Origin of the sequence: Acinetobacter sp. BSP-28, assembly GCF_044130285.1 — a bacterium.
In the GTDB taxonomy this organism is placed as follows: Bacteria; Pseudomonadota; Gammaproteobacteria; order Pseudomonadales; family Moraxellaceae; genus Acinetobacter.
Genome location: NZ_JBIQOB010000008.1, coordinates 1 through 15897 on the forward strand (window position 1 = coordinate 1; position 15897 = coordinate 15897).

General features: G+C 43.4%; 13 protein-coding genes and 4 tRNA genes. 4 read left to right on the top strand and 13 right to left on the bottom strand.

The window, feature by feature from the left end; all coding sequences use genetic code 11:
- Window positions 1–188: 188 nt before the first annotated feature.
- The 8 genes from ACE01R_RS07330 to secA form a co-directional block, all read right to left on the bottom strand.
- Window positions 189–265: transfer RNA gene (locus tag ACE01R_RS07330), tRNA-Pro, on the bottom strand.
- A 4-nt stretch (window positions 266–269) separates the two neighbouring features.
- A tRNA-His gene (locus tag ACE01R_RS07335) sits at window positions 270–345 on the bottom strand.
- Window positions 346–384: 39 nt separating this feature from the next.
- Window positions 385–461: transfer RNA gene (locus tag ACE01R_RS07340), tRNA-Arg, on the bottom strand.
- 44 nt (window positions 462–505) lie between these two features.
- Window positions 506–582 (bottom strand) — tRNA-Pro (locus ACE01R_RS07345).
- Window positions 583–735: 153 nt separating this feature from the next.
- A complete protein-coding gene (gene nadA, locus ACE01R_RS07350) occupies window positions 736–1803 on the bottom strand; it encodes a quinolinate synthase NadA (protein WP_395550036.1) in 1068 nt (355 codons plus the stop codon).
- Between the two features lie 148 nt (window positions 1804–1951).
- The gene (argJ, locus tag ACE01R_RS07355; protein ID WP_395550037.1) at window positions 1952–3172 is read right to left on the bottom strand and encodes a bifunctional glutamate N-acetyltransferase/amino-acid acetyltransferase ArgJ; all 1221 of its coding nucleotides are present in this window, start codon (window positions 3170–3172) and stop codon (window positions 1952–1954) included.
- A 161-nt stretch (window positions 3173–3333) separates the two neighbouring features.
- Window positions 3334–3666, bottom strand: coding sequence for a hypothetical protein (locus ACE01R_RS07360; RefSeq protein WP_395550038.1), 333 nt, complete (start codon window positions 3664–3666; stop codon window positions 3334–3336).
- A gap of 181 nt (window positions 3667–3847) precedes the next feature.
- Window positions 3848–6580, bottom strand: a complete 2733-nt coding sequence (secA, locus tag ACE01R_RS07365) for a preprotein translocase subunit SecA (RefSeq protein ID WP_395550039.1) — start codon at window positions 6578–6580, stop codon at window positions 3848–3850.
- Between the two features lie 339 nt (window positions 6581–6919).
- Here secA and ACE01R_RS07370 point away from each other — a divergent pair, with 339 nt between their 5' ends.
- The 3 genes from ACE01R_RS07370 (at window position 6920) to ACE01R_RS07380 (ending at window position 9329) form a co-directional block, all read left to right on the top strand.
- On the top strand, window positions 6920–7561 hold the full coding sequence (locus ACE01R_RS07370) for a peroxiredoxin (protein ID WP_395550040.1): 642 nt from the start codon (window positions 6920–6922) through the stop codon (window positions 7559–7561).
- 374 nt (window positions 7562–7935) lie between these two features.
- Window positions 7936–8751 (top strand): MBL fold metallo-hydrolase, encoded by an 816-nt coding sequence (locus ACE01R_RS07375; protein WP_395550041.1) that lies wholly within the window; start codon window positions 7936–7938, stop codon window positions 8749–8751.
- Window positions 8751–9329, top strand: coding sequence for a dual specificity protein phosphatase family protein (locus ACE01R_RS07380; RefSeq protein WP_395550299.1), 579 nt, complete (start codon window positions 8751–8753; stop codon window positions 9327–9329). Before ACE01R_RS07375 ends, ACE01R_RS07380 begins: the two co-directional genes overlap by 1 nt.
- 18 nt (window positions 9330–9347) lie before the next feature.
- Here the strand turns inward: ACE01R_RS07380 and ACE01R_RS07385 are convergent, their stop codons facing one another.
- The 5 genes from ACE01R_RS07385 to ACE01R_RS07405 form a co-directional block, all read right to left on the bottom strand.
- The gene (locus ACE01R_RS07385) at window positions 9348–10379 is read right to left on the bottom strand and encodes an SPOR domain-containing protein (protein WP_395550042.1); all 1032 of its coding nucleotides are present in this window, start codon (window positions 10377–10379) and stop codon (window positions 9348–9350) included.
- A complete protein-coding gene (folC, locus tag ACE01R_RS07390) occupies window positions 10376–11659 on the bottom strand; it encodes a bifunctional tetrahydrofolate synthase/dihydrofolate synthase (RefSeq protein WP_395550043.1) in 1284 nt (427 codons plus the stop codon). Before folC ends, ACE01R_RS07385 begins: the two co-directional genes overlap by 4 nt.
- A complete protein-coding gene (gene accD, locus ACE01R_RS07395) occupies window positions 11656–12552 on the bottom strand; it encodes an acetyl-CoA carboxylase, carboxyltransferase subunit beta (RefSeq protein ID WP_395550044.1) in 897 nt (298 codons plus the stop codon). Before accD ends, folC begins: the two co-directional genes overlap by 4 nt.
- Window positions 12549–13352, bottom strand: a complete 804-nt coding sequence (gene trpA / locus ACE01R_RS07400; RefSeq protein WP_395550045.1) for a tryptophan synthase subunit alpha — start codon at window positions 13350–13352, stop codon at window positions 12549–12551. The genes accD and trpA overlap by 4 nt, the downstream gene beginning before the upstream one ends.
- 440 nt (window positions 13353–13792) lie before the next feature.
- Window positions 13793–14830 carry an AraC family transcriptional regulator ligand-binding domain-containing protein gene (locus ACE01R_RS07405; protein WP_395550046.1) on the bottom strand — a complete coding sequence of 346 codons (1038 nt, stop codon included), beginning with the start codon at window positions 14828–14830 and terminating at the stop codon, window positions 13793–13795.
- A gap of 135 nt (window positions 14831–14965) precedes the next feature.
- Between ACE01R_RS07405 and ACE01R_RS07410 the strand changes: the two genes are divergently transcribed.
- Window positions 14966–15844: a metal-dependent hydrolase gene (locus tag ACE01R_RS07410; RefSeq protein WP_395550047.1), complete on the top strand. Its 879-nt coding sequence runs from the start codon at window positions 14966–14968 to the stop codon at window positions 15842–15844.
- Window positions 15845–15897 lie beyond the last annotated feature (53 nt).

A 15897-nucleotide genomic window follows, 5' to 3' on the forward strand; every position in this document is an offset into this window, starting at 1 on the left:
GAATGTTGAATGTTGAATGTTGAATGTTGAATGTTGAATGTTGAATGTTGAATGTTGAATGTTGAATGTTGAATGTTGAATGTTGAATGTTGAATGTTGAATGTTGAATGTTGAATGTTATTATCAAATTTCAGGCATAAAAAAACCGCATTTAAGCGGATCATTTATTTTTAAGTTTAAACTTAAAATGGTCGGAGCAGTAGGATTCGAACCTACGACCCTCTGGTCCCAAACCAGATGCGCTACCAAGCTGCGCCATACTCCGAAATTGGGGTGAATGATGGGATTCGAACCCACGACAACCGGAATCACAATCCGGGGCTCTACCAACTGAGCTACATCCACCGTTACAACATTTTGGCTCTATAATACCAGACTACCAAATGGCGCGCCTGACAGGATTCGAACCTGTGACCATCCGCTTAGAAGGCGGATGCTCTATCCAACTGAGCTACAGGCGCATGATCGATGATATTACTATCATGCGATACTCGCCTTGAAGAATTGGTCGGAGCAGTAGGATTCGAACCTACGACCCTCTGGTCCCAAACCAGATGCGCTACCAAGCTGCGCCATACTCCGATTCATCTCAGCTTTTAGTGTATCGCACATCGTGCGGTACGGGGTGCATTTTAGGCGTGACGCCCAGAGACGTCAACACCTATATTCAAAAAAACTCAAAAAATCGCTTCAACCGCTTATTTATCAAGCATTTTAGGTATTTTTTGATCAAAATTAGCGTTTTAGACTCGCACTAAAGCTTAACATACGATCAAGTGGCAATTTAGCACGTTCTGCAAGAGCAGGATCAACGTGTATTTCTTGATCACCCTTTTGTAAAACTTCTAAAATTCCATCTAATTCATTCATTGCCATCCATGGACAATGTGCACATGAGCGACAAGTTGCCCCCTCACCTGCTGTCGGAGCCTCAATCAGGATCTTGTTTGGAACGGCTTGTTGCATCTTGTAGAAAATGCCACGGTCAGTTGCCACAATCAAACGCTCATTCGGAAGGGTTTGTGCTGCTTTAATCAGTTGCGAGGTACTTCCTACTGCATCGGCAATGTCTACCACCGATTCGGGTGATTCAGGATGTACCAAAACGGCTGCATCTGGATAAAGTGCTTTCATATTGGCAATACCGCGTGCACGGAATTCTTCATGCACAATACATGCCCCATCCCACAGCAACATATCTGCACCGGTTTTCTTTTGGATATAACGTCCAAGATGCTGATCGGGTGCCCAAATAATCTTTTCACCCAAGCTATCTAGATGTTCAATAATTTCCACCGCACAACTTGATGTTACCACCCAGTCTGCACGGGCTTTAACAGCAGCTGAGGTATTAGCATAAACCACCACGGTATGATCAGGATGCGCATCACAAAATGCAGTAAACTCATCCACCGGACAACCTAAATCCAGCGAACAGGTCGCTTCCAGTGTTGGCATAAGTACGGTTTTTTCAGGAGACAGGATTTTTGCTGTTTCCCCCATGAATTTCACCCCGGCAACCACTAAGGTTGATGCAGGATGGTCACGGCCAAAACGCGCCATTTCCAAGGAATCAGAGACACAGCCGCCAGACAGTTCAGCAATCTCTTGCACTTCAGGATCACAATAGTAGTGAGCGACAAGGACAGCATCGCGTTTTTTGAGTTCTGCTAGAATTTGTGCAAATTTTTCCTGCTTGACCTCATCACTCAAATGAATATCTTTAGGCTCACCTAAACGATCTAAATGCGCCTGCACAATCGATTTAGCGTCATTGGCTATTAAATTGGTCGCATCATTCATAAACGTCTTCTCTATCCTTAAAACTTGTTATTCAACAAGCCATACACTCAACTCACCGGTCAGAATGGCATCATGCTTTTTTGACCGGTCATTAAAAACCCTGCATGATAAAAAGCCTCCAACGGAGGCTTTTTTTATTCAACTTAACTTAAGAACGGTAATCTGCATTGATCTTGACATAATCATAGGACAAATCACAGGTATAGACCGTATCTTTGGCCTGCCCTCGGCCTAAATCAACCCGAATGGTCATTTCAGCCTGCGACATCACCCGTGCACCAGCTTCCTCCGTATAGTCAGCTGCCGCACCACCATCTTTGCAGATCTGTACATCATCTAACCAAACCTGGATTTTTTCAACATCTAAATTTTTCACCCCGGCATAACCAATCGCTGCCAGGATACGTCCCCAGTTTGGATCTGAAGCAAAAATTGCAGTTTTGACCAAAGGTGAATGGGCAATACTATAAGCAATATCACAGCATTCCTGAGTATCCGCACCGCCTTCGACCGCAACGGTAATAAATTTGGTCGCACCCTCACCATCACGAACAATCAGTTGCGCCAAACGCTTCATCACGCGGGTTAAAACCTCTAAAACTGCAGCATAACGTGCATCATCAGTCGAGGTGATTTCTGTACCACCAGCTTGACCTGTCGCAACAAAAATACAGGAGTCATTGGTTGAGGTGTCACCATCTACAGTAATACGGTTAAACGACACATTTACAGTAGTTTTTAATAGCTGTTGTACCAGTTCACGGCTGATTGGAGCATCGGTCGCCACATAGCTGAGCATGGTTGCCATGTTTGGACGAATCATGCCTGCACCTTTGGAGATACCGGTCATGGTATACGTCACCCCATCCAGCTCAAATTGCTCTGACGCCCCTTTAGGCAAGGTATCCGTGGTCATAATACCCGTTGCAGCATCTAACCAGGCATCTTCACGTAAAGAATTGAGGGCGGGTTGCAAACCATTCATCAAACGATCAATAGGTAATTGCTCGCCGATTACACCGGTAGAAAAAGGCAAAATTTCGCTGGTTGATACACCCGCCAGTTCAGCCAATTTCGCACAGGTTGCTTCTGCATTGACCATACCGATTTTACCAGTACCCGCATTGGCATTGCCGGTGTTAATCACTAAATAACGTGGATTGCCAACTTGAAGATGTGCCTTGCAGACATGCACAGGTGCAGCACAAAATGCATTTTGGGTAAATACACCAGCTACATTGGAACCTTCAGCAAATTCAAAAATAACGAGGTCACGTCGGTTCTGATAGCGCACATATGCTTCAGCTGAACCAATTTTTACACCTTTAACCACATGCATCTGTGGCATTGTTACGTCGCCCACCGCCATTTTTAAACTTCCAAATAAGTTCGTGATAAAAAGACAGCTTAGTAGAAATTGACTAAAAAATCGAGCAGAACACCAAGTTTGATTTATTTTTTATCCGATTCGGATTTTCTAACACAAAAAAACCAGTCCGCAGACTGGTTTGAATTTAAAAAACAGGACGTTTAGTTAGATGCCAACTGAGTCGATTCAGACAATAGAGCCTGTTTGGCTTTTTCCTGACTTGCTGCAGATAAAGCCGGATTTGAAGCCACAATGCGGTTCACACTCGCTGCATTTGCCGGTGTTATCGCTGCAGTTTTTAATACCACAGGACGTTGCTGCGGATTAGCAAAGGTATAGCGGATTCCAGTACGCGGACTCATGACCGTGATGTTTTCATTCACTGCTGCAGGTGCTGCACCCTTCGCCGCTTTGGTTTTCGATGGCTCATTTGCAAAAGCCAAACCAGGAATAGCTAAAGCTAAAATCATCAATGGTTGTAATACTTTTTTCATTGTCTTTTCCGCTTCTCAATGTTCATCAATATGCACTAAATACCACTTAATTCAGCGCTCTGCAAACATATTCACATCTTGCAAAAATAAACCCTATATTTTGTTGCAATAAAAAACCACCTTATATATTCAAATCCCGAGGAAAAGAAATATATAAAGTGGCTAGATGTTTTAGATAAGATTAAATCTTACCGTGACATTGCTTGTATTTTAGACCCGAACCACATGGACAAGGTGCATTACGGCTTGCAGGTGGTGCAAATGTTTGCTCTGCCGGGCTAAAGCCCGACTCAACTTCTACAGTTTCAGTACCGGTTAAATCACCCGCTAACAAATTATCAAATTCTGCATGCATCATATTCAATTGCATAGCTTCGGCTTGAGCCTGCTTTTGCGCTTCCATTTCAGCCAGCTCTTCAGCTGTAGGAACATGAACACGTGAAAGATCTGTAATCACATCTGACTTGATCACAGCCAGCATATTGACGAACAGATTAAAGGCTTCTTTCTTGTATTCCTGTTCAGGGTTCTTTTGCGCATAACCACGCAAGTGAATCCCCTGACGCAAGTAATCCATCGCTGCCAGATGATCTTTCCAGTGACGGTCCAAAGCGCTCAACATGAAGTGACGTTCCAGCATTGCTGCTGATTCATCCCCCATTTGTTCACGACGAGTGCGATAGCGCTCTACGATTTCATCAGAAATACGCTCTACCAAAGCTTCTTCGTCTAAACGACGATCTTCTTCAAGCCATTGATTGACGGGTAAATCAATACCTAGATCTTCACGCAAAGCACGTTCCAGACCCTCGATATCCCATTGGTCATGAATCGATTCAGGTGGAATGTAGTTAGCAATCACTCCCTTCACGACTTCATGATGCATTTCCTCAATGTAATCTTGTAGCGTACTTTCAGCAAGCACTTCATCACGTTGTGAATAGATGATTTTACGCTGTTCGTTATTCACGTCATCGTATTTCAACAGGTTCTTACGAATGTCGAAGTTACGTGCTTCTACCTTACGTTGTGCATTTTCAATCGAACGCGACACCATCTTATGTTCGATGGCTTCATCTTCCTGCAAGCCCATCGCACGCATCATCGCAACCACACGATCACCAGCGAAGATACGCATCAGGTCATCTTCAAGCGACAGGTAGAAACGTGAAACACCCGGGTCACCCTGACGACCGGCACGACCACGCAACTGGTTATCGATACGGCGCGATTCATGGCGTTCGGAACCAATGATATGCAAACCGCCAGAAGCCAACACCATTTCATGGTTTTGTTCCCACTCAGCTTTCAGGCGTGCTTCATCTTCAGGCGTTGGATTTTCAATTTTGGCCAGCAAGGCTTTCCAGTTACCCCCCAGCAAGATATCGGTACCACGACCGGCCATGTTGGTGGCAATGGTCACTGCATTTGGTGAACCTGCCTGGGCAATAATGTCGGCCTCACGCTCATGTTGCTTCGCATTGAGCACTTCATGGGCAATACCGGCTTCTTTCAATTTTTCAGAAAGAATTTCCGAAGCTTCGATAGTTGCGGTACCAATCAGGATCGGCGCAACACCTGCTTCGTGAATATTTTGAATTTCTTGAATAATCGCGTTGTATTTACCATTACGATTTAAATAAATTAAATCGTTCATGTCATTACGGATCATTGGTCGGTGGGTTGGAATCAGCACCACATCCAGACCATAAATTTCTTTCATTTCCGCAGCTTCAGTGTCGGCAGTACCGGTCATACCTGAAAGCTTTTTGTAAAGACGGAAATAGTTCTGGAAAGTCGTGGTTGCCAAGGTCTGGTTTTCAGGTTGAATTTCCAGACCTTCTTTCGCTTCAACCGCTTGATGCAAACCTTCTGACCAACGACGACCCGGCATGGTACGACCAGTGTTTTCATCAACAATAATCACTTCACCATCATGAATGATGTAGTGCACGTTGCGTTGATAGAGGAAGTGTGCACGAATTGCTGCAGCAACATGATGAACCAGGTTCAGGTTAGATGGTGAATACAAGCTTTCACCTTCAGCAAGCAAGCCCATCTGAATCAATTGGTCTTCTACGGCTTCATAACCGACTTCAGTCATTTCGACCTGACGCTGTTTTTCATCAATCCAGAAATGACCGCCATCCGGCACTTTTTCTTCTTTTTGCGCATGAAGTTTTGGTGGGATGCTGTTGATTGCAGCATAAAGCTGTGATGAGTCATCACTTTGACCCGAGATAATCAACGGAGTACGTGCTTCATCAATCAGGATCGAATCGACCTCATCGATAATGGCATAGGTTAAACCGCGCTGTTTTTTCTCGGCTAGAGAGAACACCATGTTGTCACGAAGATAGTCGAAACCGAATTCGTTATTGGTACCGTAAGTAATATCGGCGCGATAAGCTTCAGCTTTTTCCGTTGGATCCTGCATGGAATAGATGATGCCAATGCTCAGACCCAGGAATTCAAATAAGGGACGGTTTAACTCGGCATCACGCTGTGCCAAATAATCGTTCACGGTAATGACATGCACACCCTGTCCGCTAATGGCATTCAAATAGCAAGCCAAGGTACCCATCAGGGTTTTACCTTCACCGGTACGCATTTCTGCAATTTTACCTTCATGAAGCGTAATACCACCAATCAACTGGACGTCATAATGGCGCATCCCCATGATGCGTTTAGCCGCTTCACGACAAACAGCAAATGCTTCAGGCAATAATTTATCCAGGCTTTCGCCCTTGTTATATCGTTGTTTGAATTCTTCAGTTTTTGCAGATAAGTCTGCATCGCTTAGTGCAGATATCGTCGGCTCGAGCGCATTAATCTTGTCTACGATTTTACGCATGCGTTTGAGTTCGCGCTCATTTTTAGTACCGAAGATTCCTCCGATCAGACTTGCCAACATGAATAGACTCTCTAAATCTTGCTTGTCGAATGAATAAATTTTTTCTCAGTCGTTATTATGGTGCTAGAAATTTGAAGTACAAGGGTTTTGCACAAAACCAATAAAAAAATTCTGCTCACTCGTTCTAGCACGTGACAGCTAAGGCCAAACAATGTAACAAATTTTAAACAGCCAATATAGTCATAATCATGACCATTCATAATGTTTTTACATATCAAACCAGTTTTTTATATTCCATTTACTCATAAAGAAATACAAAAACACTATTTTCATTGCATAAAAAAATACGCCATATTAGATCGCATCAACATACATAACAAATCATATGAGGCTATAAAAATGACATTACGTTTAGGCGATACCGCACCGAATTTTGTGCAAGACTCAAGCGAAGGCAGCATTAATTTTTACGACTTTTTGGGTGACAGCTGGGGGATTTTATTTTCTCATCCTGCCGATTACACGCCAGTATGTACAACTGAATTGGGCTATACCGCAAAACTGAAAGATGAATTTGAAAAACGTGGTGTCAAAGCCATTGCGCTGTCGGTTGATGATGTTGAATCACACAAGGGCTGGATTAACGACATCAATGAAACTCAAAATACTTCAGTCAATTTCCCGATCATTGCCGATCAAGACCGTAAAGTATCCACCCTTTATGACTTTATCCACCCAAATGCCAGTGAAACCCTGACCGTTCGTTCTTTGGTGATTATTGATCCGAACAAAAAAGTACGTTTAATTATTACCTATCCCGCTTCGACAGGCCGTAACTTCCATGAAATTTTACGTGTGGTTGATTCGCTGCAACTGACTGATAATCACAAAGTGGCTACACCGGCAAACTGGCAGCATGGCGATGACGTGGTGATTGTGCCTTCTCTTAAAGATGAAGCGGAAATTAAAGAACGTTTTCCTAAAGGCTATAAAGCTGTAACACCATACTTACGCTTAACGCCACAGCCTGAGAAAAACTAAAGCGCTGCTTTAGTTTTTCGCAAGACAAGCGAAGCGCATAGTATCAAAAGCACTGCTCTGCCCTTGCGCAAGGCTCACAGCTGGGCTGTGAGCGCAAAATATAAAAAACACTGCTTTTATTTTTCGAAGTACGTAGTAAAGGATGAAGGGAGCACTACTCCATCCTGAGGAATATACCTCGCAAGAAGGTGCAAAACTGTATTACAACCATAATGCAAATACAGGATGACGATGACGAGCCAATCCTGATCTTGTTCAAGCCTGTCTGATGACAGGCTTTTTTATTCTGCTCAAAAATTGAATTACAAAATCATGTTGATGTTGTTTTGAGTCTCAGTTTATAAAGAGGCTTAATCATCTTAAGAATAAATATTGTGATCTATAACATTCATCATTTGCACTGTGGCACCATGTGCCCAGTTTGTGGTCCATTGTTTGGACAAAAGGGCTTACATGCCAAAGTGGTTTGTCATTGCCTACTGCTTGAAACCGATCAAGGCTTAGTTCTGGTAGATACCGGTTTGGGGATACAGGACTATCTACATACCAAAGCCCGCTTAGGCAATATGGTTTCACGGCTAGGCCGCATTGAAAATAATTTAGAACTCACGGCCATTGCCCAGATTCAGAATCTAGGCTTTAGTCCTCAAGATGTGCGGCATATTCTGGTTTCTCATCTTGATTTTGATCATGCCGGTGGTATTTCCGATTTTCCACATGCCACAGTTCATGTGCTATCCAGTGAATACAATGCCACACAAAGTTTTTTCTCACTGAAGAATAAAGCCCGTTATAAAACACAACAATTCAAGCAGCACCGACACTGGAACTTTATAGAACCAGATCAGGGTGAAGCATGGTTTAATCTGCATCAAGTACAAGGCTTCCGCTTATTTCAGGATGAAATTTTAATGATTCCCCTTCTAGGTCATAGCCAAGGTCATTGCGGGATTGCCATTAAACAGCATGATGGCTGGCTTTTTTTCTGTGGAGATGCCTATTACTCACACTTGCAACTCAACCCCAAAAACAGACTGAGAACACTAGATAAACTGGAACGCTTCTTTGCTGAAAATAACCAGATGCGCATAGATAACTTACATAAAATTCAGCAGCTCGCACAAACAAATCCAAATATCGACTTTATCTGTGCCCACGATCCGATTGAATTGGCGCGCTATCTCTCATGATGAAAAGAACAGTTCTTGCCATTTTACTGAGTAGCTCAAGTTTGGGAGGATGTATAACCTCACCTACACTTTCATCTGAACAGCGTCCTCAACACTGGGGAGCATTACTTAATCAAAAAGATAATTTTTATCAAATTAGTGAGCATGTGTTTCGTAGTGAACAACCCAATGCTGAACTGATTCCTCAATTAAAGGTACATGATATTGATGTGGTCATTAATTTAAGATCGAGAAACAAGGATCTGGCTGTCCTGCCCTCCACAGATTTTAAACTCGTTCATGTACCGATTCACACTTGGGCAATGTCACGTGAAGATTTATTACAGGTGATGCGGCAGATTCAGCAAGCTAAAGCACTCAATCAGAAAGTACTGATTCATTGTTATCACGGTTCAGACCGTACCGGTGCAAGTATTGCCATGTACCGGATTATTTTTGAAAACTGGCCGATTGAAGATGCACTCAATGAAATGAAACATGGTGGCTACGGCTTTCACCCCGTCTGGATTCATATTGAAAAAATATTCAGTCCTGAAAACGTAAAATGGATTCAACAGCAACTGTTGAATCCACCTTAGTTCAGCTTCAAGCCAGGTTTAGCGCTTATCGAGCGGAACCCAGTCAATCACCCATGCCGACTTCATACCCAAACTTGCATCACTGGTAATTTTCTTGCGTGCAGCATCAGCGGCATCACGGTCTTTCGATGGCCCAACCATAATGCGAACCCCTTTCGATGTTGGGCTCTTGGTGACCTTATAACCTTTGGCTCGCAACTTGGAAGCCAAGGCATCTGCATTAGCTTCATTGGCCGCCAGTGCCACTTGAACCATCCACTGTTTATCGCCATTTTCTAACAAATCACGCGCTTTTTCAGCTTCTGCTTTTTTCTTGGCTTCAGCTTTTTTCTTCGCTTCTAATTCACGCTGTGCTTGTTCTTTTTTCTTGGCTTCCTCCGCCTTTTTAGCAGCCAACTGTTTTTCGGCTTCAGCTGCTTTGCGTTTTAATTCAGCTTCATGCTTTGCCTTGTCTTCAGCTGCTTTTTTCGCTACTGCTTGCTTTGCGGCTAACTGCTTTTCAGCTTCAGCTTGGGCTTTACGTTTATCTTCAGCTATTTTTTTATCAGCATCAGTTCGTTGTTGTTGAGCTGTCTGCTGCTGTAACTTTTTTTCGGCGAGCAGCTTTTCATCAGCCAGACGCTTTTGTTTGACTTTTTCATCCTCCACCAGTTCAGGCGGAATATTATCCGAACTCTGCTGTGCCCCACTACGAAGCGCATTTAAAGCAGCATACTCTTCAGCTGCTTTACGTGCCGCATCTGCCTCAGCCTGTTGCTGCATCGCTAAAAATTCGGCTGCGCGTGCTTCTTGTTCTGCAACCGCTTTTTCACGTGCCCGGCGTTGTTCTTCAAGTAAACGTTTTTCTGTTTCCACATCAACCGTTAAAGGCTGCAACTGAACCATTCCCCCATCTGCCACCGACTTTTTTTGCTCAACTTGAGCGGCTAAATCCGGGGTTCTTAGTTCGTTCTGATATATTTCTTCTTTACCTTTTAGAAGCAATGCTGCCAATAAAACACCACCACCTAATAAAACAACGCCTCCCATCCAGCGTTGTTTGCTATTCATTGACATTCTTCCAAATACTCCCATACCGCTTCTAAGGTATGAAATGAACCACATACCAAGATCAACTGATTATTTTTTGTTTCATTTAGCGCTGATTTAAAAGCCAATTGAACACTGTTGAAGTGCTGTACTGTTTCACCCTGTAACGCTTCATCAAGCTGCGCTATTGCGGCTGCTCTCGGAACGGTTAATGGTGCAATTTTCCATGTTAAAACAGTATCTTTCAATAAATTTACGACCGATTTAATATCTTTATCCGCCAACATGGAAAAAACACTGATCACTTCTGTGTATTGTTTATTGTATTCTAAAAATTTTCGCAACTGATTTAACAAAAATTCAACGCCATGAGGATTGTGCCCGGCATCAAAAATAACAGTTTTATCTTGAATATGACGTATTTCAAAGCGACCTGGTAATTTTGCATTTTGAATACCTTGAGCAATGGCATCCTGAGTCACTTCTAAACCACTGACTAAAATCGCGGCAACGGCTGTAGAAATATTTTCCAGTGCCAAAGCACCGAGGGGAAGTTTTAAAGTGCTGCCTGATGAGGCAAATATCCAGGCTTGACCATCATCCGTATATTGATAGAAATAATCACGCCCTGCCGCATATAATGTCGCTTTGCATTCATCGGCTTTGTTTTGAATGGCTTGAGGAAGCGCTTGTAAACCGCCAAAAATCACGGGAATATTCGGACGAATAATACCGGCTTTCTCAAAGGCAATTTTTTCAATGCTATCGCCCAGCCAGTCGGTGTGATCTAAACCGATATTGGTGATCACGGCGACATCTGGCTCAATTACATTGACCACATCCAGACGACCACCCAGTCCGACTTCAAGCACCCAGACATCGCATTGCTTGGCTTTAAAAATGACAAAAGCCGCCAGTGTGGTGGCTTCAAAGAAAGACAGGGTTAAATCACAGTCACGACGTGCCTGATCCACTTGCACAAAGGCATCCACCAGGCTTTGATCATCCACTTCAATCCCGGCCAGTTTCACCCGTTCATTGAAACGGTAAATATGCGGTGATTGATACAATCCTACTTGATAGCCTTGCGCATTTAAAATGGCAGCCAAAGTAGTGGTGGTTGAACCTTTACCGTTGGTTCCCGCTACCGTCAGCACTTTGGCCTGCGGACGTGTTACCCCCAGCTTTTCAGCCACAGGAATAACCCGTTCCAGACCTAAATCAATACCCGTAACGTGAACATGGCCCCAATAATCGAGCCATGTATTTAAAGAGTCTGTTGCAAGTGGTGCTGTGTTCAAGACAAATTCATCAGTTTCGCTACAATACGATATACAGTATCACGTAATGCGTGACGATGAACAATTTGATCGACTACACCATGATCAAGCAAATATTCTGCGCGCTGGAATGGTTCTTCCAGTTTTTCACGTACTGTTTGCTCAATTACACGTTTACCGGCAAAACCAATCATGGCTTTAGGCTCAGCAATATGTACATCACCTAACATTGCCAATGATGCTGTTACTCCACCATACACCGGATGAGTCAATACGACTAAATATGGCAGACCAGCGTCTTTCATTTTTTGAATGGCTGCTGAAGTACGCGCCATTTGCATTAATGACAACATGCCTTCCTGCATACGCGCACCACCTGAGGCCGCGAAACAGATAAGAGGCTGTTTCTCTTTAATGGCACGTTCAGCTGCTTGCACAAAACGGTCACCCACTACAGTGCCCATTGAACCGCCCATAAAATCGAATTCAAAAGCACATGCGATTAAAGGAATATCTTTTAATAAACCCTGCATCACGACCAATGCTTCAGTTTCACCGGTTTTCTTTTGCGCTTCAGACATACGGTCCGGATAGGCTTTGCTATCAACAAAATGTAGTGGATCTTTCGCCGTAAATTCCTGACCCAATTCGTTTTGAACCTGGTCAAAGAACCAGTTCAGACGGTCTCGCGCTTTCATACGCAAATGTTCATCACATTGTGGACAAACATAGGCGTTAAATGTCATCGCTGTACGTGTAACCAGTGCATGACATTCAGGGCACTCAATTGTTGGTTCAGTAAAGGTTGCCTTGAGTGCAGTTTGCTCATCGGGCGTGTGAATACCCGGAACATGACGTTCCGTCCACGGCTGCGCTGGGCTAAGAATTTTGCCTGGTTTCACTTCTTGATTCATACTAACTCATCGAGCGCAGCTCGAAGCTCCTTGACTTTATTGACCGTTTCGACAACGGCTTGTTCTGGCGCTAAGTTCGCAAACTGTTTTACAAATGCACTACCAACAATCACAGCATCAGCCGCTACACCCATGGATTTTGCCGAGGCAGCATCGCTAATCCCAAAACCGACACCCACAGGAACGTCAGTCACAGTTTTAATTTTCTGGATACGGGCTGCCGCTTCAGCAACATCTAAAGTTGCAGCACCTGTAACCCCTTTCAAGGATACATAGTAGATAAAGCCACTGGCCTGATTCGCCACATGCTGAATACGTTCATCGGTAGAGGTTGGTGCAAGCAAGAAAATTTGATCCATGTCGAATTTCTTCAACACATCATCTAAATCTTTGGCTTCTTCAGGTGGTAAATCAACCAGAAGAACACCATCAACACCGCATTCATTGGCATACGATACAAACTTTTCATAACCGATTACTTCTACAGGGTTTAAATAACCCATCAAAACCACCGGTGTTTCTGTATCTTTTTGGCGGAACTCTTTCACCATGTTCAAAGCATCCAGCGTATTGGTTCCACCTGCTAATGCGCGTTCTGCTGCAAGGGCAATCACGGGACCATCTGCCATAGGGTCTGAAAATGGTAGACCAAGTTCAATTACATCTACCCCAGCCTCAACCATTTGATGTAACAATGGAACGGTTACTTGTGGATGAGGGTCACCAGCCATTACATACGAAACGAGCGCTTTACGCTGTTGAGATTTAAGCTGTCCAAAACGAGTGGCTAAACGTGACATAGGGTTGTACTTTCCTTGAATTATTAAAAAACTGAGGAGTTGGCTTTGTAGAAATACAAGACAACGCATTGTAACGCTATTTTTTACTCATTGAATAGAGCCTGAGCATTTTGCGCTACTTTCGACTCAGCATCTCATTTTTTCAGAACAATCCGAGAACACCATTTACTGATATTTACGATTTTTTCTCAATGATCAAAGATGCCTAATTTTGCTATGTAAAAAAATATCCCTGATGAAGATAAACTTATTCTTATTGATAAAAAATTGATAAAAATAAATATGTTGTCTTTTAAATTTAAAGTTTGATGCAATAGCAAAAACCTGCACTGCACTACCCAGGCTTTTGTTTTTTTACGTTATAGGATTCCCGAATCCTCAGCTGAAGTGTATGCCCCCGTATTGCAATTGATTAAAAAAACGACCTGAATGGGACATTTTTATAGTTCGGATTGTGCTTTCAGTTGTTGTTTTCGCTGTAATAAAGTTTGACCGCTATAAGCTTTATAAGCACGCGCCAAAGCCGACTGATCTGAATAGCCCAAGCACATGGCAATTTCAGTCAGGCTGCTATTTTGCTGCAACAACTGTTCACAGCGTTTCATCCGCTCCGATTCCAGCACAGCTTTAAATGAGCTTTCAAACTGTTGCAATTGTCGTTGTAACGTACGTGTAGAAACATGCAATTCATCTGCAATCTGATCAATTTTTGGAGCTACGGCGTGCAGTCTTAAGTATTCCGCTACGGTGGCATGGATTTGCGGTAATACACCCTCATAACGCGGCTTGAGTGCAATAGCCTCCTCCGCCTGCTTGAGCAATAGCTGCATCAGTGACGGATCAGCCAGCACCGACTTCAAGGTTAAGCTATCCACACTCATGACATAGGCGTAACGTGGTTGATCAAACAACACCTCACAGCCATAAAATTTTTGGTAATGATACTGGGCCATTTGTGGTCGATGGGCCATCTGGATATTTAGAAATTTCGGTTGATCCGGAAAGATTTGCTTGGCCAAATGCACCATGGCAGCCATGGTCATTTCATTCAACAGTGCATATTTTTCATCTAAGAATGGCCAGGTCAGCCAGATTTCATTGCCCTGCTGATGCATCTGCATCGGGATTGCATCAGCACCATCAATCACCAGACGGCTGAAACGCATCACATACTGCAATGCTTCAGCCACACTATTACTTCGAGTGGCCATATAACCAAGTACGCCAAAATGTTCAGGACGAATTCGCTTGGCCATTTCAGTGATCAACTGCGGGCAATCCAGCTGCTCACGTGTGAGTTGCAGGATAATGTGAAAAAAAGAAAATGGTGACTGGGTATCTATGGGCAATTGCAGTATATGCTCCAGATCATCCCAATAAGGGGTTAAAAATTCTAGCGTGTGAAAATCGAGTCCCTGTTCTAAGAGATACATATTCCAAAGCTGAAAATAACCATTCGGTATTTGTAATTCTTGCATGGCGACTCACTTATATTTTGACATGCTATATTTTCACTTTGGCGTAAAATGTATAAAAATTGGCAATTACTGTCAAAACAAAAGATAAAAATCCCGACATACTGCAATTATCCAAGGCTATTTGAATAAAACAATATGAATGCCATTGCCTATCATCAAGTCGAACCTGTGGTCCGCAGCAATCTGGATTTCAAGCTGAATGAAGTGCCACGCTTCTGGTTCGGCGGCGACCCGTTTATGACCCGGATGTTTGATGCACTCAGCCTCACTTTCCCGGATGGTGAACGTTATTTTATTCAGTCAGTACGTCTGTTTCGCGACCAGATTAGCGACCCGGATTTAAAACAGCGTGTAGCGGACTTTATTCGTCAGGAAGCACAGCACGGCATCGCGCATGACAAAATGAATCAGGTCATGAAAGAACAAGGCATGCCGGTCGATCAGTTTATTCAGCGTTTAAATAAAATTTTTAAATTCGAACTGGAAAAACGTTCTCCACAATATAATATTGCCATGACCGCCGCCGATGAACACTTGACAGCCTTAATGGCAGAAACCTTTTACAGTAAAAAAGAAACCTTACGTGATGCCCATCCCTATGTACGGGCATTGTTTGCCTGGCATGCGATTGAAGAAATGGAACACCGGGATGTGGCATTTGATGTTATGAAACAGGTCGGCAATGTGCCTGAAAGTACCCGTAAATTTGTTCTGGCCTGGACCACCGCATTAATGTTTGGCTTTACCATTTACCGCGCCAATATCATGTTAAGGCATGATGGTTTTACGCCATTGCAACGTCTGCAAATGAATATTCGCGGATTACCGTGGTTCTTTGGTAGAAAGGGTACGCTCACCAAAATGAGCAAACAATATCGTGACTGGTTTAAAAAGGATTTTCATCCCAGCCAGCATCCAGTGATTGCCCAATATGATGTCTGGGTCAAAACCCTGGAACAAACTGGCGATCCGATCCAGGCTGGAGAGGCATTTTGGCAGGCAGCCAAAGATTAGACCGTTATTGATTGAGTTCAAACTGACCAAGTCCAGATTAATCTCGACTTGGT